11 protein-coding genes are annotated in these 24714 nt (G+C 30.1%); 9 read left to right on the top strand and 2 right to left on the bottom strand.

The features are described from left to right. The first annotated feature begins 60 nt into the window (after positions 1–60). The 4 genes from FIA58_RS03885 (at position 61) to FIA58_RS03900 (ending at position 8484) form a co-directional block, all read left to right on the top strand. On the top strand, positions 61–2262 hold the full coding sequence (locus FIA58_RS03885) for a beta-1,3-glucanase family protein (protein WP_140960269.1): 2202 nt from the start codon (positions 61–63) through the stop codon (positions 2260–2262). Between the two features lie 426 nt (positions 2263–2688). Further along, positions 2689–5091: a carbohydrate-binding protein gene (locus FIA58_RS21385; RefSeq protein WP_243754629.1), complete on the top strand. Its 2403-nt coding sequence runs from the start codon at positions 2689–2691 to the stop codon at positions 5089–5091. Positions 5092–5153: 62 nt separating this feature from the next. Continuing rightward, positions 5154–7046 (top strand): glycosyl hydrolase family 18 protein, encoded by a 1893-nt coding sequence (locus FIA58_RS03895; RefSeq protein WP_140960271.1) that lies wholly within the window; start codon positions 5154–5156, stop codon positions 7044–7046. Between the two features lie 22 nt (positions 7047–7068). Beyond that, entirely contained in the window at positions 7069–8484 is a 1416-nt protein-coding gene (locus FIA58_RS03900; RefSeq protein WP_140960273.1) for a carbohydrate-binding protein, read from the top strand. A 74-nt stretch (positions 8485–8558) separates the two neighbouring features. On the opposite strand, the gene FIA58_RS03905 is transcribed toward FIA58_RS03900, so the two are convergent. Both FIA58_RS03905 and FIA58_RS03910 read right to left on the bottom strand, forming a co-directional pair. Further along, on the bottom strand, positions 8559–9257 hold the full coding sequence (locus FIA58_RS03905) for a LytR/AlgR family response regulator transcription factor (RefSeq protein ID WP_140960275.1): 699 nt from the start codon (positions 9255–9257) through the stop codon (positions 8559–8561). Then, on the bottom strand, positions 9247–10287 hold the full coding sequence (locus FIA58_RS03910) for a sensor histidine kinase (protein WP_317167867.1): 1041 nt from the start codon (positions 10285–10287) through the stop codon (positions 9247–9249). The genes FIA58_RS03905 and FIA58_RS03910 overlap by 11 nt, the downstream gene beginning before the upstream one ends. Positions 10288–10585: 298 nt before the next feature. On the opposite strand from FIA58_RS03910, the gene FIA58_RS03915 reads away from it, so the two are divergent. The 5 genes from FIA58_RS03915 to FIA58_RS03935 all read left to right on the top strand — a co-directional run bounded on the left by FIA58_RS03915 (position 10586) and on the right by FIA58_RS03935 (position 24665). Further along, positions 10586–13618: a SusC/RagA family TonB-linked outer membrane protein gene (locus FIA58_RS03915; protein WP_140960277.1), complete on the top strand. Its 3033-nt coding sequence runs from the start codon at positions 10586–10588 to the stop codon at positions 13616–13618. A 10-nt stretch (positions 13619–13628) separates the two neighbouring features. Continuing rightward, entirely contained in the window at positions 13629–15209 is a 1581-nt protein-coding gene (locus tag FIA58_RS03920) for a RagB/SusD family nutrient uptake outer membrane protein (RefSeq protein WP_140960279.1), read from the top strand. A gap of 55 nt (positions 15210–15264) precedes the next feature. Next, a complete protein-coding gene (gene nagB, locus FIA58_RS03925) occupies positions 15265–17202 on the top strand; it encodes a glucosamine-6-phosphate deaminase (RefSeq protein WP_140960281.1) in 1938 nt (645 codons plus the stop codon). Positions 17203–17369: 167 nt separating this feature from the next. Continuing rightward, complete coding sequence (locus tag FIA58_RS03930; protein ID WP_243754630.1) at positions 17370–19430, top strand: beta-N-acetylhexosaminidase; 2061 nt, start codon at positions 17370–17372, stop codon at positions 19428–19430. A 171-nt stretch (positions 19431–19601) separates the two neighbouring features. Then, entirely contained in the window at positions 19602–24665 is a 5064-nt protein-coding gene (locus FIA58_RS03935; protein WP_140960283.1) for a glycosyl hydrolase family 18 protein, read from the top strand. The last annotated feature ends 49 nt before the right edge of the window (positions 24666–24714 follow it).

Genomic DNA, 24714 nt, shown 5'->3' on the forward strand with positions numbered 1-24714 from the left:
AAAAAAATGAATTTTTTATGTAAGAGTTAAACTATAATATAAACAAAAACAAACAAACAGATGAAACAAACTAAACAATTTATCGCTAGAGGATGGAAATTATCTTTCTTCTTATTAATTTCTATTATTGGCTACAGCCAAGGACCTATTCCCTTCGAAATAAAAAATAATTCGACATTCAATGATTCTGAATTATATGTAGCTATCGTAGGAATAAATTACAATACAAATCAACATGTTTGGGTAAACCCAAAAACGAGTCAGGTTTTACCTATGAGTCCATCTTACAATACAGTTACGGGACCAACAATAGGAGGAAATACTGGACCAGGTCAAAATTCTAAGTATGCCAATTGCTTTGCAAAACTCAGTGAAATACCTAATAAAACCTTTACACTTCCTCAAATAGCTGGATGTAGAGTTTTTATTGCTAAAGGTCAGCAACTGTATTTCTACTTTTTTGGAGCTAGTGGAGCACCATCTGGATATACTTCACCAAATCCTTTAAATGCAACTGATCCAAATCAAGGAATTTTATATGAAATAATTGAGCTTACAAATAATCAATATGGTTTTTTTGGTAATCCTTCTAGAGTTGATTCTTATAAATATCCAATGGGATTAGAATTAATTGGGGCAAATGGATACCAAAAGAAAGTAGGAGAATTAAAATCACATTCACAAATTGTAGCTGATTTTAAAGCAAATGTACCTGCTGAATTTCAAGGATGTGTTAATAATGCAACTGGTGAAATAACAGCTCCTTCAAAAACTCCAGCTTTTGCAGATGGAACAGGAGGAACATCTGTTGGACCTTATGCGAATTATTTAAAATCGTACATTGACGCTATTTGGAACAAATACAAAAACCAAGATTTAATTTTTTATGCTGGAGATGCTGGTGTGTTTAAAGGTAGAATTTATGGAGAACAATTAGAAGTTGTAGGTCAATCTGGTGGTTTTACAGGAAGAACAGGAAGAGTACAAAATAGACCAAGTACGCAAGAAGCATTAGAAGGAAAAGGAGTTTTAGACAGACGTTTAGTTGATGGTGACTTGGATCTGGTTATTCAAGCACAGTTAACTGCTGCTATTAATAGACATATGGTAGATGTTATTAGTGCAAATCCTGGTCAACAAAATTGGTATAATAGTGCTCAATTTTATCAAGCTAATCCTACGAATCACTATTCTAAATTTTGGCATTTACCAGGAATAAGTGTAGATAATTTATCTTATGGATTTGCTTATGATGATGTTGCTGATCAATCACCTTCACTTCATTCACCACAACCAACAAAGGTTATTGCAACTTTTGGAGGTTACTATGGAATAAATACAAGTACAGGAGTAGCTACAGTTTATAAAGATTGTAATTATGGAGGTTATGCAGTAAACCTACCAGCCGGAAACTATACATTAAGTCAATTACAAAGTAGAGGAATTTTAGATAACGATATTTCTTCTCTAAAAGTACAAAGTGGTTATGAAATGGTTCTTTATGCTAATGATAATTTTACTGGAACTTCAATTATTGTAAATTCTAATGATACTTGTTTAGTAGATAATAATTTTAATGATGTAGCAACTTCGTTACGAGTTAGAACAGTCACTAATAGTAGTTCAGTACTTATTCAAGCTGAAGATTATTCAGCAATGAATGGTATTCAAACCGAACCAACAACAGATTCTGGTGGTGGTTTGAATGTTGGTTATGCCGATACGGGTGATTGGATGGCATATAATAGTATTAATTTTCCAACAACGGGTTCTTACTTAATAGAATATAGAGTGGCAAGTGCTGTAAATGGAGCAGTAATTTCTTCTGATTTAAATGCAGGAGCAATAGTGCTAGGAAATGTAAATATTCCAAATACTGGAGGTTGGCAAAATTGGCAAACGGTTTCTCAAACTGTTAGCGTTAATGCTGGAACATATAATTTTGGAATTTTTATTCAGAATTCAGGTGTGAATTTAAATTGGATAAGAATTACTAAAGTCAATAATGCCTTAAAAATGACTTCTACAAATACGGAGGAAGTTTTTACACTATATCCTAATCCTGCTGAAAATACTTTGAGTTTTACTGTAGATATTGATGATTATAAAATTCAAATTATTGATTTTCAAAGAGGTATGTATTTGAAGGTGCCAAAATCTAATGGTAGAAGTCTAGATGTTTCAAGTCTAAAACCTGGTATTTATTCAATAATGTTGGATAAAGATGGTAAAAAAATAGAAAGAAAGTTTATAAAGAAATAGAGATTAATCACTTAAGATAAAAGCGCAAATCCTTATTGAAGTAAATAGTATCAAATTTGATACTATTTACTTCAATTTATAAATTCTTTAAAAAAAACAATCATAGTTTTTGATTTTTACTAAAATAATAGGGATTACTTAATTAAAAATAATATAAGAATAAGTGTTTTTATTAAAAGTTACTTATCATTTATTGCATATTATTGATTGATTGATGTTGTTTGTTGAAATATAACAAGCGTTCGTTTAATTTATTTTTTTATAAAATATTATAGAAATAAATTTATATGATTTAAAATATATTTTAAATCATATAATTTGGAATTTCTTGTATTGAAAACTATTTGACTTAAAATAAAATAAAAAATATGATGTAAAAACAAAAGAATATCTTAAAAACAAAACAAACACTTAAACAAACAAAAAATGAAAAAAAGAATCTACACTACAATGGTAGTAATGATTGTATTTTGCAATCTTACTATGTCTCAAACTTCTTTAGGATCTAATAAAACTTTTCTAAAGAATTTAAAAAATAATTTGGCTCTCAATTCATCTAAAGGAATTGAAAATGATATTGTATTAAAAGTATCAGAAAATAAAAGTTTATTGGGAAAAATAAATTTTCAAAAATCTAGTGGTTCAAGTGAATATTTAATTGGAGAAACTAAAAACAATAAAGGCTCTTTTTATATTAATGTAACCACTAAATCTCTTGAAGGTCATATTATAATTAAAGAGACAAATCAAGCCTTTAAATATTATTCAGATGATAATGGAAACGCATTCGTAAAGTCTGTTGATATAAATAGTTTAATATGTGTTAACTATGAAAATGTTCCAGATAAAGAGCAATTAAAAAAAGAAAATAGAGTAGCAGAAGCTGTTGAAGCACCTATTGCACAAGCACTTTTAAATTTGCAAAGTTTGCCTGGAGCTGCTGGCTGTGTTTTATTAGATTTTGACGGCTATTACATGCCTGCTGGGAATTTATGGAATAATGGTAATGCAATCAATGCGGCTCCATCTGGAATGAGTGATGCAGCTGTTCAACAACATTGGGAAGTGGTGTCTGAAGATTATCGCCCTTTTAACTTGAATGTAACTACTAACGAATCTGTTTTTAATTCTTATCCAAGAAATAGAAGAATGAGAGTTGTTGTAACACCAACTAATACTGCTGCACCAGGTGCTGGTGGTGTCGCTTACATTGGATCTTTTAATTGGGATAATGATGTGCCATGTTGGGTGTTTATCACTTCAGGTAAATCTGGAGGAGATGCGTCTTCTCATGAAATTGGTCATACTTTTGATTTAGGACATGATGGTCGTACTAATCCAAGTGAAGGCTATTTCTTAGGAATAAATGGTACAGCATGGGCACCAATTATGGGTGCAGGATATTACAGACCAGTGGTACAATGGAGTAAAGGAGAGTATAATTATGCAAATAATTTACAAGATGATGTAGCAACAATAGCTGGTTCAAAATTTGGAATTGGATATAGAGGAGATGATTATAGTAATGGAACTTCTGGTGCAGCTAGTTTAAATTACAATGCAAATGGAACAATTAGTCAGAAAAATGGAATTATATCTAGTGAAGCAGATTATGATTTTTTTACTTTTACAACAGGTGGAGGAAATGTAGTTATTAATGCAAATACAGTAAGTAGAGATGGAAATTTGCATTTATTAATTCGATTATTTAATGCTTCGGGTACTCAAATTGGAACCTATTGGAATTCGGATCCTTTTGCTTTAAACGCTACAATGAACGTTAACCTTGCAGCAGGAAAGTATTTTATAGGTGTAGACGGAAATGGAGCTGGTGATCCAGGCTATGGTGGATATTCAGCTTATGGTTCTATAGGTAGTTATTCTATAACAGGAACAATCCCTCCAGACAATGGTGTAGCAACAGTTTATAAAGATTGTAATTATGGAGGTTATGCTGTTAATTTAGCAGTAGGAAATTATACATTAAGTCAATTACAGGCAAAAGGAGTAGTAAACGATGATATTTCATCACTAAAAGTTAATAGTGGTTATGAAATTGTTTTATATAATAATGATAATTTTTCAGGCTCTTCAATTGTTGTTGGAGGTAATGATACTTGTTTAGTTGATAATAGTTTTAATGATATCACATCTTCTTTAAGAGTTAGAGCTACATCAAATTCAGTTTCAATATTTATACAAGCCGAAGATTATTCAGCAATGAGTGGCATTCAAACAGAATCAACAACTGATTCTGGAGGTGGTTTAAATGTAGGTTATGCAGATACTGGTGATTGGATGGCTTATAATAGTATCACTTTTCCAACTACAGGATCTTATCTAATTGAATATAGAGTTGCTAGTGCCGTAAGTGGAGCAGTAATTTCTTCTGATTTAAATGGAGGGTCAATTATATTAGGAAATGTTAATATACCAAATACTGGTGGTTGGCAAAATTGGCAAACAGTTTCCCAAACAGTAAATGTAAATGCTGGAACCTATAATTTTGGTATTTATATTCAAAATACAGGACTTAATTTAAATTGGATAAGAATCACTAAAGTAAACAATGCTTTAGCAAAAGAAGTTTCTTCTGAACCAAAAGAACAATTTGTAGTTTATCCTAATCCAGTTGAAAATACTTTGTTCTTTAGTACTTCTGTTGAAAATACTAAAATAACGATTGTTGACTCTCAAACAGGAATTTTTATAAATGTTCCAAAAAGTGATGGTAAAAGTGTAGATGTGTCTAGTCTTAAGCCTGGTGTTTATTCTATTCTTATGAATAAAGAAGGGCAAATGGAACAAAGACGTTTTATAAAAAAATAATTCAAAAAAGAACCTTAAAAATATTTTTTTTAAGGTTCTTTTTTTACTTAATTATCATTATCATGACAAAATTTCAACAACTATCGTATAAATTTACTTTTGTTCTATTTTTAGGAATTTTAAATTTTTCTTATGCACAAAAAAAGGTAATAGGTTATATTCCTAATTGGATTGATTTAAATACTTTTTCAAATAGTATCCAATATAATAAACTGACACATATAAATATTGCATTTGAAAATCCAGATGCTAACGGGAATTTATCATTTCAATCAGGAAATAATGCTATTATTCAAGCAGCACATGCAAACAATGTAAAAGTATTTGTTTCTATTGGAGGAGGAGCCATCTCTGAGGGAGGAGCAATAAGAGATAATTTCTTCAATCAAATAAGTGCTGGAAACAGAGCTTCATTCGTACAAAAACTAAAAAATTACGTTATAGCACATAATTTTGATGGTCTAGATGTAGATTTAGAAGGACCAGCAATAAATGGTGACTATGGGAGTTTTATAACAGATTTAGCAGCAAGTTTGCATGCAAATAACAAACAAATTACTGCAGCTTTGTCACAAGGTTATGGTGGTGCCAATGTACCTTCTTATACTTTTTCTTCTTTTGATTGGATTAATATTATGGCTTATGATGCAACTGGTCCTTGGAATCCAAGTAGTCCTGGGCAACATTCACCATATAGTTTAGCAGTTCAACAATTCAATTATTGGACAGGAAGAGGTTTGCCAGCTAGTAAAGCTATTATTGGATTACCTTTCTATGGTTATGGTTTTGGAAGTTCAGCTAATCAAGGTATTTCCTATGCTGATATTGTTGCTACTTATCCAGGTTCTGAAAATGTGGATCAAGTTGCCAATACAATCTATTATAACGGAATTCCTACAATCAAGCAAAAAACAACTTTCGCTATTCAAAATGCTGGAGGAGTCATGATTTGGCAGTTAGCTCAGGATGCAGTGGGACCGAAATCTTTATTATCTGCTATTAATGATGTAATAAATGGTACGCAGCCTCCACAAAATGGTGTTGCAACTGTATACAAACATTGTAATTATGATGGTTATGCTGTTAATTTATCTATAGGTAACTATACATGGAGTCAATTGCAAGCTAAAGGTGTATTAGATAACGATATCTCTTCTTTAAAAGTGCAAAGTGGTTATGAAATGGTTCTTTATGCAAATGATAATTTCACAGGAACATCAATAATTATAAACGCAAACAATGCTTGTCTAGTTGCTAATTCTTTTAATGATGTAGCCACTTCTGTAAGAGTTAGAGCTATCACAAATTCTTCCTCTATACTAATACAAGCAGAAAACTATTCTAATATGAATGGTATTCAAACGGAACCAACAACTGATTCTGGAGGTGGTTTAAATGTAGGTTATGCAGATACTGGTGATTGGATGGCTTATAATAGTATCACTTTTCCAACTACAGGATCTTATTTAATTGAATATAGAGTTGCTAGTGCTGTAAGTGGAGCAGTAATTTCTTCTGATTTAAATGGAGGGTCAATTATATTAGGAAATGTTAATATACCAAATACTGGAGCTTGGCAAAATTGGCAAACCATTTCACAAACAGTAAATGTAAACACAGGTACTTACAACTTTGGTATTTATATTCAAAATAGTGGTGTTAACTTAAATTGGATTAGAATCACTAAAGTAAGTAATGCATTTTTTAAACAAGTTGTTAGTGAAGAAAAAGAAAGTATTCTTGTCTATCCAAATCCGGTAGAAAATAGTTTAAACTTTTCTATGGCTTTAAAATCTGTAAAAACTCAAATTATTGATTTTCAAAGAGGTATTTATTTAGAATTACCTATTGTAAACGACAAAACACTTGATGTATCAACTCTTACACCAGGAATTTATGCAGTTGTTTTTGAAATTGATGGAAAGACCATTACCAAAAAATTCGTAAAAAAATAGACAGATAATCAAATCTAAAAACATGAAAACAAAAAATATAAACATATTCTACACTGTTACTTTGTTATTTTTTATTAATACAGCTTTTTGTCAAAATTGGCAATTAGTATGGCAAGATGAATTTACTAATGGAATTGGTTCAGATTGGGTTTTTGAAACAGGAAATAACGGTTGGGGAAATAATGAATTGCAATATTATAGAAGAGAAAATGCAACGGTTGAAAATGGAAATTTAGTTATTACTGCCAAAAGGGAATCATTTGGAGGGTCCAACTACACTTCGGCAAGAATGAAAACTCAAGGTAAAAAATCTTGGAAATATGGAAAAATTGAAGCTAGAATTGCAATGCCTTCATTTCAAGGAATATGGCCTGCTTTTTGGATGTTAGGAAATAGTATTAGTGATCCTAATGTGGGTTGGCCAAAATGTGGAGAAATTGACATAATGGAACATGTCAATACTGGAAATCAAACATTTGGAACCATACATTGGGATAATAATGGCTATGTGTCTTATGGAGGAAATACTAGTGTAAACAATATTACAAATTATCATACTTACACTATCGAATGGGATGCAAATCTGATTAAATGGTTTATTGATGGTGTAAAATTTCATGAAGTTAGTATTGCCAACAATGTAAATAGTACAAATGAATTCCATCAAAATTATTTCATACTATTAAATTTGGCAGTTGGAGGAAATTGGCCTGGATTCAATATTGATAATAATGGTTTTCCAACAAAAATGCTAGTGGACTATGTAAGAGTTTACCAAAAAACTACTAGTGTTTCTTCTGTATTCATTCAAGCAGAAAATTACTCTGCTATGAATGGTGTACAAACAGAACCAACAACTGATTCTGGAGGTGGCTTAAATGTAGGCTATGCTGATACGGGTGATTGGATGGCTTATAATAACATTAATTTTCCTATTTCTGGTGCTTATTTAATTGAGTATAGAGTGGCAAGTGCAGTTAATGGAGCAAAAATATCTGCAGATTTGAATGCAGGGAGTATTCAACTAGGTTCTTTAAATCTTCTAAATACTGGTGGTTGGCAAAATTGGCAAACCATATCACACACTGTAAATATAAATGCAGGTACCTATAATTTTGGAATTTATATACAAAATAGTGGTGTGAATCTAAATTGGATAAGAATCACAAAAGTTAATAATAGTGTAGCAAGAAGCTCTGTTTTAGAGAATGATGAAGACCTAGTTGTATATCCAAATCCAGTAGAAAATATACTTAATTTTAGTATTGATATAACTAATTCAAAAATTACTGTAATCGCTACTGAGACAGGTAGAATTGTTGATTTACCTAAGCAAGTTGGTGAAAGTTTAGACGTATCCAATCTAAAACCAGGTATTTATTCCATTTTAATTGAAAAAGAGGGTAAAAGTGAAGAAGTGAAATTTGTAAAAAAATAAGTAGGAATAAATTATTTGTAAGAAAAACAGCATCAATATTGGTGCTGTTTTTTTATAAAGATTCATTAGTTGTTTCAATTATTTAAAATTTTATTTTTAACATCTTTTCCATAATTTCTACCAATAGGTAATTTGTGTGTAAGAATTTGAATTCGGTTGCCTTCAATAGATTTTATTTTATCAATTGCTATAGTAAAGGACTTATGAATTCTAATAAATTTATCAATGGGTAATTCTTCCGTTAAAGAGGTAAGTGATTTAAGTGTAATGTAAGATTTATCAGTAGTCACTACTTTAATGTATTCTTTCATACTTTCTATAAATAAAATATCATCAATCAATATTTTAATCATCTTTTTATCTGATTTAATAAAAATATGATGATCTGTTTTTAAATTTTCTGGTTTAATATTATTTTTCAAATCAAATTCGGCAGTGATTTTATTAATAGATTTTATAAACCTAGGAAGAGGAATAGGTTTAACAAGATAATCTAATACATCTAAATCATAACTTTCTGCTGCAAACTCTCTAAAAGCAGTAGTGATTATTACTTTAGTGTCGATTAATTTGATTAATTCAAACCCATTCATCATTGGCATATTTATATCTAGAAAAACAACATCTACAGTATTATTCTTTATAAAATCTAATGCTTCTATTGAATTGTAAAATACACCAATAACTTCAAAGTCAGGAAAATTAACTAAATAATTTTGCAGTACTTTTACTGCAAGGGGCTCGTCATCTACTAAAACACATTTAATCTTCATAAATTGGAATTTTCAAGATAATTATAAAATAATCAAATTTTATATTTTGTTTTAAAATAAAGTTGTCTTTAAAAAGCAATTTTAGTCTACTTATAGTGTTTTGTAAACCTATTCCTTTATTTGATTTGGGCTTTTGTGAAGATACAAAATTATTTATTATTTCAAAATTTAACATAGAGTTATCCTCTATATTAATATTGATTTTTATTCTTAAGTTTTTGTTATTTATTCCTCCATGTTTAAAAGCATTTTCAATGAATGAAATAAATAATAAAGGAGGAATTTTTACAGAATCAACATTAGAATTTATATTAAATTTTACATCAATATTTTCAAAGCGAAGTTTTTCAATTTCAATATAGTTTTGAATATAATCTATTTCTTTAATTAAGGATACAAATTTTGTTTCTTTAATATCATATAATACATATTCCATTAATTTTGAGAGTTTTAAAATAACTATTGGTACTTTTTCAGATGAAGCTAATGATAAAGAATATAAATTGTTTAGAGTGTTGAAAAAAAAATGAGGTTGAATTTGAGTCTTTAAATATTTTAATTTAATTTTATACTGACTTTCCGTTAAGGCTCTATTTCTTTCTCTTTCTTTTAGCCAAGTAAGAGTGAAATAAACTGATGATGCCATAGAAATAACATACAATTCTCCTATACAAACTGCAACAATATGGTTAATGTCAAAAGGTTTGTACTCTCTATTCGCTTCTGGCCATATGTTTTCAGAGATTAAAAAATAAGTAAGACTCGTTTTTAATAAATAAATAACAAAGAGACTTAGTAAAAGAGCAATTCCATACTTTAAATACTTTGATTTTAAAACATATTTAGGAACTAAAAAAAATAAGTTAAAATAAACTACAGGAATATGTAAAGCAAATTCAATAATATTAGATTTAAAAGAATACTCATAATCATTAAAATAAGCACCCCAGCGAAATGTATTTAAGATAAAATACATCCCCCAAAAATAAAAATGGTATCTAATTTTTATTTCAAAATTTATCTTTTTCACATTATTCTTTATTATTGAATTGATAAAACATATATTTAAATTATTTTACAATTTTAGTTAAATTATTATATAAAAAATTATTTTTTGTAAAAATAATTAAATATTTAATTATTATGATAACAGTTATTTTTGATAGCAATTAAAATGGTATCACTTTTTTAATGGATTAAAAAAACATTTTGTTGACTGAATTTTGTCGTTTGTTGAATGTAATGTACCGTTTGTTTAATATATTTTTTTTTGAAATTGTATAAGAATAAATTTACAGTATTAACTAACAAACAAACTTATTATTTTAATGAAAAAATTTATTTTACTTATTATGATTATTTTTACAACGCAATTTTCTTTTGCGCAAGTAAAAATAATCAATGGTACAGTGACAGACCTTGGAGGTATACCACTACCATCTGCTAATATTATTATTAAAGGTACAACTAGAGGAACAGATTCAGATTTTGATGGAAAATTCTCTATTGAAGCTAAAGTTGGAGAAACTTTAATGATTTCCTACATTGGATATGAAACGCAAAGTATTTTAATTGGTACGGAAACTATTATTAAAATACAGCTTAAAGAATCAAGTACTACTAATTTAAAAGAAGTTATTGTTACTTCTTTAGGAATAAAGAAGACTAGGAGATCATTAACTTATGCTGCTCAAGAAATAAAAGCTGAAGAACTTACTAGGGTAAGAGATGTAAATATTGTTAATACAATTGCAGGTAAAGTAGCTGGTGTAACAGTTACAAAAAGTGCAGGTGGAACAGGTGGATCTACAAAAGTAATCATTCGTGGGAATTCTTCCGTGAGTAATAATCAACCCTTATATGTAATTGATGGTATTCCTATGTTAAATTCAGGTTCAGGTCAGCCTAATGATACATTTGGTAGTTTAGCTGGTGGAAATAAAGATGGTGGTGACGTAATATCTTTAATTAATCCAGATGATTATGATGGAATGACTGTGCTTAAAGGAGCAGCAGCTTCTGTTTTATATGGTAGTCAGGGTGCTAATGGTGTAATATTACTTTCCTCTAAAAAAGGAAAAATTGGTAAAGTAAATGTAACAGCATCATCAGTAACAACTTTTGAAACAGCTGCTTATTTACCAGAATTTCAAACGGATTATATAGCTTCACCAGGAGCAGATGAAAGTTGGGGAGCTGCACAAAAAACAAACAATCATGTTAAAGATTTTTTTGAAACAGCTGTTACTCAAACTACATCATTAGGCTACTCTATGGCTTCTGAAAATTCTTCAACTGCATTTTCTTTTGCTAATGTAAGTGCTTCTGGTATTATACCTGAAAATAATTTAAAGAAAAATAATTTTGGTATTCGACAAACATCAAAAATTTTCAAGGATAAACTAACTTTTGCAGCAAATGCAAATTATACTTCACAAACTATAATTAATAAACCAGTTAATGGTTTTTACTTTAATCCACTTACAGGAGTTTATTTAATGCCAAGAGGTAATGATTTTAATTATTATAAAGATAATTTTGAAATTTTTGATCCAACAAGAAATCTTATGGCTCAAAATTGGATGACTAATAGAGATATTATGCAAAATCCATATTGGGCTATAAATAGAAATAAATCCGAAGATGAAAACCATTTTTTTAATGGAGCAATTGCTTTAACTTATAAAGCAACAGATTGGTTGAGTATTGCATCTAGATATAGTTATAATAGAATAACAAGTTCTTTTGATAAAAAAATATATGCAACAACACAAGGAACACTTTCACATCCAAATGGAAGATATATCAATGAAGACTCATTTAGTGCACAAAGGTATGCAGATTTGATAGCTACCATTAATACAAAAATTAATGAAAACTTCAGCTTTAATGCTAATATTGGTACAAGTATAACTAATACATTAATTAATCAAAGAACAAGCTTAGATTCAGGAATTAGCGCAGGTTTACAATATGCTAATTGGTTTACTTTACATAATTTCAATAATAATAATGGAAATTATCAAACAATAGATTCTAAAAAAGAGATTCAATCGGTATTTGCAGCAACAACTTTTGGTTATAAAGACAGACTTTTTTTAGATCTTGCAGGAAGAAATGATTGGTCATCTACTTTAGTAAATTCAGATAATATTGGTTTTTTCTATCCTTCAGTTGGATTAACAGGAATATTAACTGAAATGGTTGAGATGCCAGAATTTATAAATTTCGGAAAAGTCCGTGCCACCTTTGCTCAAGTAGGAAACGATATATACCCATTTATTACTTCTCAAACTTATTATTATAATACTGGAATTAGTGATCCTAGACCAAATGCAGGACCAAAAACAGGAACTACTTTAAAGCCAGAATTAAAATCTGAATATGAATTTGGTACAGAATGGAGAATGTTTAATAATAGATTAAATTTTGAAATTTCATACTATAGTTCGGAGACTAAGAATCAATATTTGCAAGTATTAGCACCAGTTGGTAATAGAGAAGGAGTTATTTATTATGGATTCAATGCTGGAAATATAGAAAACAAAGGTATTGAAGCAATTATTAAAGGTGGAATTATAAGAAATGAAAAATTCTCTTGGGACACTACTATTAATTTTTCAAAAAATAAAAATAGAGTAAATGGAATTCCAACTGAACTTGGTGGTAGATTAAACTTGACAGAGGCAGGTGTAAATAGTTATAGATACGCTTTGATTGAAGGAAGACCTTTTGGTGTTATAGAAGGAATAAATTTTAAAAAGGACGATCAAGGAAGGATATTATTAAATGATGACGGAACATTTCAGAGAACAGATTTTGAAGAAGTTGGTAATTCAAATCCAGATTTTATGTTAGGTTTTTCAAATACATTTAAATTAGGGTCTTTTACAGCAAATGTGTTGTTAGACGGTCGTTTTGGTGGTGATGTAATGAGTTTGACACAGGCTCAAAATGATGCTTTTGGAGTTTCAAAAGCCTCTGGAGATGCTAGAAATGCAGGAGGAGTAGCAATAAATGGAGTAAGAGCAAGCGATGGTGTTCCAGTAACTAGTGTAGATGCTCAATCTTATTATACTCAAGTTGGAGGAAGAGCAGGAATCTCGGGAGAATATGTATATGATGCAACAAATGTTAGTGTTAGAGAGGTGTCTATTGGATATAATATAAATCCCAAATTATTTCCTTTTATTGAAAAAGCAAGTGTTTCTCTAATTGCAAGAAATCTATTCTTTATTTATAAAGACGCTCCTTTTGATCCTAATATTGCATTAAGCACAGGTGAAGGATTGCAAGGTGTTGATATTTATGGTTTACCTTCTACAAGAAGTATAGGACTTAATTTAAATATAACTTTCTAAACAAAACAAAATGAAACTTTATAATATAAAAAAAACAACTATAATTATTTCGCTTCTTATTATAGTAAGTTGTACAGATAATTTTGAAGAGATTAATACGAATCCTAATGGCATAACACCTGAACTTTTTGAACAAGATTTTAATCATATTAAAGGAGGATTTGCTCCTATGTTTAATAATATTCAAGTACTAACACCAGAATGGGTCTATCAACTGCAACAAGGACTAAATTGTGATATTTGGTCTGGTTATATGGCAACTCCAACTCCATTTGCAGGTGGTGTTAATAATACTACATACTCATTAGTTGACGGTTGGAATGGATTTATTTGGGATTATGCTTATAGAAATGTTATGTTTAACGCTTATGATATTGCTAATAAAACCAAGGATAAATATGATCAATTTTATGCGCTATCTCTAATTTTAAAAGTTGAAGGAATGCATAGAGTCACAGATACTTTTGGTCCAATAATTTATTCTGATTTTGGTTCGCAAGCAAGCATAATAGAATATGATTCTCAAGAGGATGTTTATAATTTAATGTTTGAAGAGCTAGATTTTGCAGTTGCAGAATTGACAACTAGATATAATGCTGGTGAAGAATCAACATTTGTTTCAACAGACTTATCAGGATATAATGGTGATTATAAAGCTTGGGTAAAATTTGCAAATACATTGCGTTTAAGATTAGCAATGAGAATTGTTAAAGTTAATCCAGTTTTAGCAAAACTAGAAGCAGAAAAAGCAATTGCTCATGAATTTGGTGTAATGACTGTAAATGAAGATCTTTTTAAAATTGTATCACCAGTGTATACAAATCCAATTGCAACAATAAGTAATTCATGGTTAGACATTAGAATGTCTGCAGATATGGAATCTATTTTAAGAGGTTATGAAGATCCAAGAATAGCATCATATTTTAACATTTCTTCTCAATTTCTAGGAGAGTATAAAGGGGTACGAACAGGTATAGAATTAATAGCAAAAGCTGATCATCAAGATTTTTCTGGAATAGGCGAGGTTGTTAGTTCAAATGAAATTGTTTTAATGACTACCGCAGAAGCTTATTTTTTAAGAGCAGAAGGAGCTTTAAGAGGATGGAATATGGGAGGAATAGCTCAAGATTTCTATGAGCAAGGTATAGAAATGTCTTTTAATCAGAGAGGAGTTTCAGGTGCAGCAGCTTATAAAGTAGATAATGTAAAAACACCTATTGCTTATGTAGATCCTAATTTTTCTGTAAACAATTCAGCTCCAGTTAATAATGTAACTATAGCTTGGAATGATTCGGATTCTAATGAAATTAAGTTGCAAAAAATAATTACTCAAAAATGGATAGGTGGTTTTCCTGAAGGACAAGAAGCTTGGTCAGATTACAGAAGAACGGGATATCCAAAACTTTTTCCTGTATTAGTAAACTATAGCGGTGGTACTATTACAACTCAGTTTGGACCAAGAAGAATCAATTTTGTACAATCTGAAAGAACGAATAATCCTGGTGGTGTAGCAAGTGGAGTTTCAAAATTGGGTGGACCAGATAATGGAGGAACAAGAATATGGTGGGATACTACAGGTCCTAATTTTTAATAAGAAGGTATAGTTTACAAGGAATATAAAAATATGTATAATAATATTACATAAAATGAAAAGTGCTGTGGAAATAAAACGGGATATTAGCTATAAAAGCGCTGGTAAATTTGAAGAAACAAGATTTGAGAAAATTCATTGTGAAATTTTTAAAAATTCTTTTGATGCGTCTAAAATTGTAGCTCAAGAAATTGCTCAATTAATTAAAGCTAAAAAAGAGAAAGGTAAAACATGTGTACTAGGTTTAGCTACAGGTTCTTCTCCTATAAAAGTATATGAAGAATTGGTAAGAATGCATAGAGAAGAAGGGTTGAGTTTTACTAATGTAATTACTTTTAATTTGGATGAATATTATCCAATGAGAAAAGAGAATAAGCAAAGTTATCATTATTTCATGCATGAACATTTATTCAACCATATTGATATTAATCCAGAAAATATCAATATTCCAGACGGAACAATACCTATTGATGAATTGAATCAATACTGTATTGATTATGAGATGAATATTAAAAAGGCAGGTGGACTCGATTTTCAATTACTAGGAATAGGAAGAACAGGACATGTCGGTTTCAATGAACCTGGTTCTCACATTAATTCAGGAACTAGAATAATCACACTCGATCATATTACAAGATCAGATGCATCTTCCGATTTTAATGGTATAGATAACGTTCCAAAAAGGGCTATAACAATGGGAGTTTCCACAATATTGAGATCAAAAAGAATTGTTTTGATGGCTTGGGGACAAAATAAAGCATCAATAATAAAAAGAACAATTCAGGGTGAAATTAGTTCCGAAGTACCAGCAACTTTCTTACAAAACCATACTAATGCTACTTTTGTTTTAGATCAATCTGCAGCATTAGAATTGACTCGATTTAAAACACCATGGTTAGTTGGAGAGTGTATCTGGACTCAAGAATTGAAAAGTAAAGCCATTGTTTGGCTTTGTCAAAAAACGAAACAATCTATTTTAAAATTGACAGATAGGGATTATAATAATAACGGGATGTCAGATTTATTGGCTCAAGAAGGTTCAGCTTATCATTTGAATATTAATATGTTCAATATTTTACAGCATACAATTACAGGTTGGCCAGGTGGTAAACCGAATACTGATGATACTTATAGACCTGAAAGAGCTTATCCAGAAAAGAAAAGAGTTATTTTATTTAGTCCACATCCAGATGATGATGTAATTTCTATGGGAGGTACTTTTTCAAAATTAATTAAACAAGGTCACGATGTTCATGTTGTTTATCAAACTTCTGGAAACATAGCAGTAACAGATGAAGAAGCATTAAAATTTGCCGAAGTTTGTAACGATTTTGTAACCGAAGAAAATTGTAATATTAATTTTTCTAAAATCATCTCATTCTTAAGTTATAAAAATGAAAACCAGATAGACATATCAGATGTTAGAAAGCTTAAAGGACTTATTAGAAGAAGAGAATCGTATGCTGCAACTAGGTATATTGGACTAAAGGATGAAAACATTCATTTTTTAGATCTTCCTTTTTATGAGACAGGTCAGATAAAGAAAAATCCGTTAGGACAAGAAGATATAAATATTGTAAGTAATATTATTAAAAAAATAAAACCACATCAAGTATTTGCTGCTGGAGATTTAGCTGACCCACATGGAACACATGAAGTTTGTTTGAATGCAATTTTTAAAGCAATGAAAGATTTAAAATCCCAACCTTTTATGGATGATTGTTGGTTGTGGTTGTATAGAGGAGCATGGCATGAATGGGATATTCATGATATAGATATGGCCGTTCCTTTAAGTCCAGATGAGGTACTTCTAAAAAGACATGCTATTTTATTTCACCAATCTCAAAAAGATAGAGTAATGTTTCAAGGCAATGATTCTAGAGAATTTTGGGTTAGGGCAGAAGAAAGGAATAAAAGTACTGCTAAATTGTATGATGAATTAGGGCTTGCAGAATATGAAGCAATAGAGGCTTTTAAAAGATTTGCCTATTAAAAAATATTTTATTTGAGTTAAGGAAGAGAAGTATGAAGAGAGTGAGTTTTTCATTCTCTTCTTTCTCATTTTAAACAGTATTTGGTATTTAAACCACTATAAACAACAAGACAATAAAATAAATAATTTAAATTTAAAAGTAATTGATTAACCCAAGTAATAAAAAAATGAATTTTAAAAGCGCTATAATACTGATTTTATTTTGTTTAAAGACTTTTTCTCAAACTAAAATAGAAGATCTTAACCTAATGCCTTGGCCTCAAAATATCACCTTGAATGAAGGTAGTTTTACTTTGAGTAGTAGTTTTAAAGTTACTATTTCTGGAATTGTTAATCCTAGAATTTTTGTAGGAACAACTAATTTTTTAAGAAGGTTAGATGGAAGAACGGGAATGTTTTTTAGTCAAGGTTATATAAAAGATATTAATGAAGATCCAAGTGCACAACTACAAATTAATAGTCTTAAAAAAGGTGTTGTAGGAATAAATCAAGATGAAAGTTATAAAATTGAAATTACTTCAAATAAAATTACAATTGATGCTACTACTGATATAGGTGTACTACATGCTTTGGAAACATTATTGCAGTTATTACAAAATAATGGAGACTCATTTTATTTTCCAAATGTTATAATTTCAGATTTTCCAGCATTTACTTGGAGAGGTTTAATGATAGATGTAGCAAGACATTTTCAACCAGTTGATGTTATAAAAAGAAATATTGATGCTATGGCAGCTGTAAAATTGAATGTTTTTCATTGGCATTTGGTAGACGATCAAGGCTGGAGAATTGAGTTAAAGAATAAAAAAAAGTTAACTGAATTAGCCTCTGATGGAAATTATTATACACAAGAGGAAATAAAAAATATTGTAGAATATGCAGATCAAAGAGGGATATTAATTGTACCAGAAATCGACGTTCCAGGACACGCTACTGCTATTTTAACAGCTTATCCTGAAATTGGTAGTAAATATCTAAAGGAACCCAACGAACAAAAGCAATCTCAATATAAGATTGAAAGAAATTCTGGTATTTTTAGACCAACATTAGATCCTTCAAATCCTGAAACTTACAAGTTCTTAAGTGAAGTTTTTGATGAGGTCTGTCCACTATTTCCAGCAAAATATTTTCATATTGGAGGAGATGAAAATGAAGGAAAAGATTGGGATGCTAATCCAGTAATTCAAAAATTTAAACAAAAAAATAACCTTAAAACCAACCATGAATTGCAAAGCTATTTTACCTTAAAGTTAGTACCAATGTTAAAAAAACATAATAAAGAAATAATGGGTTGGGAAGAAATTATGAATGATAAAATGCCTAAAGGAACAATAATTCATTCATGGAAAGGTTCAAATGAAGGTTCACCAGCAGGAGAATCATTAGTAAATGCAGCAAAAGAAGGGTTTAAAACGATATTATCAAATGGTTTTTATATTGATTTAATGCAAAGTGTAAATGATCATTATCTTTCTCCAATTATTCCAAAAGAAACAGTTTTATCTAAAGAAGAAAAAGATAGGATTTTAGGTGGTGAAGTTACAATGTGGAGTGAGCTTGTTACTTCTAAAAATATTGATTCTAGAATTTGGCCTAGAACTGCTGCTATAGCTGAGGTATTTTGGTCTAATGAAAAGGATATTAATTTAAAGAGTATGAAAAAGAGACTTCAATTTGTTTCCAATAGATTAGAAGAACTTGGAATCAATCATATTAAAAATAAAAAGATGATTTTGAGAAATATTAGTAATTATCAAGATGTTTCTTCATTAGTAGATTTATCAAATATTTGCGAACCTTTAAAAATTTACACAAGAAATAAAGGAGGAACAGAATATCAAACTTACTCTCCATTTACTTTATTTGCAGATGCTTGTACTTCGGATGCTTCAGATGCTATTGATTTTAATGAAGTGGTTGATAATTATTTGCAAGACAAAAGTCCAAAGAATTTAAATAGAGTTACTGAATATTTTAAAAAGTGGATCTTTATGCATTCAGATTTAATTAAATTAAGTGAGAATGCTCCATTAATTAAGCCTATTTTGCCACTTTCTCAAAGTCTAAGTGAACTTTCTACTGAATTGTTAGCGGTTTTAGAACTGAATAAGTCAGCCGATAAGTCTTTATTTAATAAACTATTGATTAATTGTAACTCAAGGAATCATGCTGATGTTGAATTAGTAATAGGCGATAGTTTTAAAAAAATAATAGATAATATTAATTAAAAATATACTTTTTTATTAAATACATAATATTGATAGATTTATGCTGTTTGTTTAATTTTTTATGCGTTTGGTTGATTTATTTTTTTTAGCTGTTTTTTAGGTTGTAAATTGACATTAATTGTAATTTTTACAAGTAACAAACAAACGATTTACTAACAAAAAACAAACAAAATGATTAGAAAACTTTATTATTTGTTAAGTTTCTTATTGATTTGTCCATTGCTAATGCAAGCACAACCAAATCATAACAAAAAGGTGATTGGTTATTATGCACAGTGGGCAATTTATGCAAGAGATTTTAATGTTTCTAAAATTGATGGAAACAAATTAACGCATCTAATGTATGCCTTTTTTGGAACAGAATTTGACCCAGCAAATCCTCAAAGTGCAAAAATTAAGTCATTAGACACTTATGCCGATTTTGAACACACTGAAGGAGGAGCTCCGTGGAATGCAGTTCCTAAAGGGAATTTTTATGATTTAATGCAATTAAAGCAAACTTATCCACATCTGAAAATCTTAATATCTATTGGAGGTTGGACAAAATCACAAGATTTGCCAGGAATAGCAGCTTCACCAATAGCGAGAACTGCTTTTGCGCAAAATATGGCCAACTTTTTAACAACATATCCGTTTATTGATGGATTTGATATTGATTGGGAGTTTCCAATTGTTGGAGGAATTGATGGAACAGAAGTGATAGGCGGTATTACTCCACCAGCTCAACCTCATACACCAAATGATCATAAGAATTTGGTGTATTTATTAAAGGAAATGCGTTCGGCTATGCCTAATAAGATAATATCTATTGCTGCAGGGAACAGTGTAGTTAATGTTCCTAATCAATTTATTGGACCTGGAAATAAAGCACAATTCGGAATGACAGACGACATCACTACCTATTGTGACTTTATTACTTTTTTTGGTTATGATTTAGGAGGTAATTGGTATGATAAAACTTGTTATAATGCACCATTGTATGGAAGCGGAAATACAAATGATCCATTAAATACTAATAATGAATCTTTAGATCATTTAACAAATATATATTTAAATACACTAGGAATTCCTAATAATAAATTAGTAATGGGAATTCCTTTCTATGGAAAAATGTTTAATTCAGTAGCTAATAATGGAACTATTCCATCATTACCAGGACTTTTTGTTTCAGCTCCTAGAACAACTGGAAGTTGTGTAAACCCTCAGGCACCACAAGGAACTTGGGATAATGGTTTTTGTGAATTTACTGGAAGTATAGAATTTTGTGATATTGCTGGGAATAGTGGAACAACAGGACATCATTATCTAAATCCGTCAAATCCAGAAAACCTTTTACCTGCTTCTTTAGGAGCTGGCTGGAATAGATATTGGGATAGCACAGCTAAAGTCCCTTATCTCTATAACGCTACAACACATCAATTTATAACTTATGATGATAAGAAATCGATTGATGAAAAAGCAAAATATATTAATTTAAAGAATTTAGGTGGAGCTATGATTTGGGAACTTTCTCAAGATACTAGACCAGGAAGTCCTGAACCTGCTGCTCTATTAGGTCAAATAAACACTACTTTTTCGGGTATTACACCACCACCTCCTACAATTGTTAACGTAAAACTTACATTTAAAGATCAATCAAATAATGCTATATCTGGTGTTTCTACAGTATTAACGAAAACTTCTGATAACTCAATAATAACTGTGGTTTCAGATGCCAATGGAAATGTACAATTTCCAAATACTGCTACTAATTTAGCATATACTATAAGTTATAGTAAAAACTCATTTACTTTTTCACCTCAAATAATTGCTATTGCTTCAGGAAGTTTAACTTCGGATGTAACTTATAGTGTTGTTGGTTCAACACAATCTAATGTAACACATACTATCTCAGGAATTGTTAAGAATGGAACAACAGGATTGCCAGGTATTACAGTCACCTTGACAAAAAATGGTGTAACAAGTACAACTACTACTAGCAGTACAGGGAGTTATTCATTTGTAAATTTGGCTCCAAGCCAAAATTATTCCGTAGCAGCTTCAAATAGTGGTCAAACATTTTTACCAGCTTCAGCATTGTTTACTAATTTAAGTGCTAATCAAACTCAAGATTTTACACTTCAAGTTACAAATTCAACTTATTTAATTAGTGGAACAGTAAAAGATGGTACAGTTCCAGTTGCTGGTGCAAAAGTAGATTTAGTTTTACCTTGGACAGATAATACACACAATTGGATAAATTTATCAACCTTGACAGATGCACAAGGGAATTATCATTTTGAAAATTCAGCATTAAGTGGTTATACTACTTATTCAAGTTTGAAATTAAATGCTTGGGAAAATAATGATGTTACATATTTTCCTTCATATCCTCAAGCAAATCTTCCAACAACACCTCAAGTTTTTAATTTTAATACTCAAAATGTCGTTCAAACTACTCCAGTCGTTTCAATTACAGCACCTACAAGCACTACAGTTTCTTTAAATTTAGGAGATTCAATTAATTTTGTTTCTATTGTAGGTTTAAGTGCAAATGATGGAACAACTATCTCTACAGTTGTATTTAGTTTAGATGGTCAAAATTTAAGTGCTACAAGTTCATCAAATAATTATAGTGCTAGTTGGACACCAGTTGCTAATCAATTTTCTGGTAATCATGTTCTATCAGTAACAGCAACTGCTTCAAACGGAACAACAGCAACTAAGACATATAATTTTGCATTAAATTGTTCTGGACCAAATTGTCCTAATCAAACACATACTATCTCAGGAATTGTTAAGAATGGAACAATAGGATTGTCAGGTATTACAGTCACCTTGACAAAAAATGGTGTAACAAGTACAACTACTACTAGCAGTACAGGGAGTTATTCATTTGTAAATTTGGCTCCAAGCCAAAATTATTCCGTAGCAGCTTCAAATAGTGGTCAAACATTTTTACCAGCTTCAGCATTGTTTACTAATTTAAGTGCTAATCAAACTCAAGATTTTACACTTCAAGTTACAAATTCAACTTATTTAATTAGTGGAACAGTAAAAGATGGTACAGTTCCAGTTGCTGGTGCAAAAGTAGATTTAGTTTTACCTTGGACAGATAATACACACAATTGGATAAATTTATCAACCTTGACAGATGCACAAGGGAATTATCATTTTGAAAATTCAGCATTAAGTGGTTATACTACTTATTCAAGTTTGAAATTAAATGCTTGGGAAAATAATGATGTTACATATTTTCCTTCATATCCTCAAGCAAATCTTCCAACAACACCTCAAGTTTTTAATTTTAATACTCAAAATGTCGTTCAAACTACTCCAGTCGTTTCAATTACAGCACCTACAAGCACTACAGTTTCTTTAAATTTAGGAGATTCAATTAATTTTGTTTCTATTGTAGGTTTAAGTGCAAATGATGGAACAACTATCTCTACAGTTGTATTTAGTTTAGATGGTCAAAATTTAAGTGCTACAAGTTCATCAAATAATTATAGTGCTAGTTGGACACCAGTTGCTAATCAATTTTCTGGTAATCATGTTCTATCAGTAACAGCAACTGCTTCAAACGGAACAACAGCAACTAAGGCATATAATTTTGCATTAAATTGTTCTGGACCAAATTGTCCTAATCAATTACCTGTTGTTACATGGAATAGTCCGTCTAATACAACTATAAATCAAAGTTCGTTTCAAGTGGTACCAATTTCAGTTTCTGCAACAGATGTTGATGGTTTTATATCTGAAGTAACCATTACTATCAATGGAGCAACTCATGCAATGACAGTTGGAGCAAATGGAATTTTTACTTATAACTTCTTGCCAACAGCTTATCAAGCTTATCCAGTTGTTATTAAAGCAACAGATAATTTGCAAGCAATTTCTAATTTAAATAAAACTATTACAATATCTAATATCTCAAATAATAGATTTATTCCATTGCCTTCTAAGGTAGTTTTAGGATATGCTCATTCTTGGGAAAATGCAGAAGCGAATTTTATGTATTTTAATCAAATGATTGGGAGTAAATTTAATGTTGTTGCTTATGCATTTGTAGAAACGGTTAATCGAGATGGTTATACACCCGTATTAACAACAAATGATAATAGATATTTATCAAATGGTGTCTTTGATAAACAATTATTAAAAAACGACATTCAAGCGTTAAGAAATAGTGGAATTCCCGTAATTGTTTCAATTGGAGGTCAAAATGGACATGTAGTTTTACAAACAGTTACTCAAAAAGATATATTTGTTACTGGATTAAAAAATATAATAGATGAATATCAATTTGATGGTGTAGATATTGATTTTGAAGGTGGATCAATGGATTTTGGTGCAGCTGGTTTAACCGATTTTTCATATAGTGGAATTTCGGCATATCCTAGACTTAAAAATATAGTGGATGCATTCAAAGAACTTAAACAGTTTTATGGACCAGGATTTATTTTAACATCTGCTCCAGAAACATTTTATGTTCAAGTTGGTTATCAAAGTTATGGAGGAACAGCTGGTTCATTTTTACCAGTATTACACAATTTAAGAAATGAATTAGATTTATTGATGGTTCAATTGTATAACACAGGTCCTGTTGGTGGTTTAGATAATCAAAATTATTTTTCAGCTACACCAAATTTTATAACTTCAATGACCGATATGTTACTGAAAGGGTTTAACGTTGGTACAACAGGATTCCATTTTGATGCTTTACCACCTTCAAAAGTAATTGTTGGTTTACCAGCTTGTCAAAGAGCAGCAGGAACAGGGTATTTGCCTCCTACAGAAGGTGTTAAGGCATTGAACTATTTGCGTTTTGGAACAAACTTTTCTGGAAGAACTTATACCTTGCAATCAGGTGGTCCATATCCAGATTTAAGAGGTGTAATGACTTGGTCTGTAAATTGGGACGCAGCATCTTCTTGTGCTTCTGCTTATGAATTTTCAAATACATATGGTTCTTATTTTTTAGCTTCGCCAATTGCATCTAATTCTTTAAATAGAATTCAAGAAGTATCTGCAAAAGGGTTTCTTTATAATAGTAAATTAAAGGTGGAAACTAAAAATTCCCTCATTCAGCAAGTTAGAGTTTATAATCTTTTTGGTCAGTTAGTTATTTCTCAAAATTATGATGGAACAGAAAAAGAAGCTGTAATTTCACATGATTCGTTTGCAAATAAACAGGTTTATATCGTTAAAATTATTGATAATGATGGACTTGTTACAGAAGTGAAAGTATATTAATTTTCTCAATATTTAAATTTAGTTTTGTTAAAATCCCGTAATATCATTA

The organism is Flavobacterium jejuense, from assembly GCF_006491595.2.
Taxonomy (GTDB): Bacteria; Bacteroidota; Bacteroidia; order Flavobacteriales; family Flavobacteriaceae; genus Flavobacterium; species Flavobacterium jejuense.

Excerpts from the sequence above, each read along its gene's own strand:
- FIA58_RS21385 (WP_243754629.1), top strand. The coding sequence starts at position 2,689 with ATGAAAAAAAGAATCTACACTACAATGGTAGTAATGATTGTATTTTGC.
- FIA58_RS03915 (WP_140960277.1), top strand. The coding sequence starts at position 10,586 with ATGAAAAAATTTATTTTACTTATTATGATTATTTTTACAACGCAATTT.
- FIA58_RS03905 (WP_140960275.1), bottom strand. The coding sequence starts at position 9,257 with ATGAAGATTAAATGTGTTTTAGTAGATGACGAGCCCCTTGCAGTAAAA.
- FIA58_RS03930 (WP_243754630.1), top strand. The coding sequence starts at position 17,370 with ATGAATTTTAAAAGCGCTATAATACTGATTTTATTTTGTTTAAAGACT.
- FIA58_RS03885 (WP_140960269.1), top strand. The coding sequence starts at position 61 with ATGAAACAAACTAAACAATTTATCGCTAGAGGATGGAAATTATCTTTC.
- FIA58_RS03900 (WP_140960273.1), top strand. The coding sequence starts at position 7,069 with ATGAAAACAAAAAATATAAACATATTCTACACTGTTACTTTGTTATTT.
- FIA58_RS03935 (WP_140960283.1), top strand. The coding sequence starts at position 19,602 with ATGATTAGAAAACTTTATTATTTGTTAAGTTTCTTATTGATTTGTCCA.
- FIA58_RS03920 (WP_140960279.1), top strand. The coding sequence starts at position 13,629 with ATGAAACTTTATAATATAAAAAAAACAACTATAATTATTTCGCTTCTT.
- nagB (WP_140960281.1), top strand. The coding sequence starts at position 15,265 with ATGAAAAGTGCTGTGGAAATAAAACGGGATATTAGCTATAAAAGCGCT.
- FIA58_RS03895 (WP_140960271.1), top strand. The coding sequence starts at position 5,154 with ATGACAAAATTTCAACAACTATCGTATAAATTTACTTTTGTTCTATTT.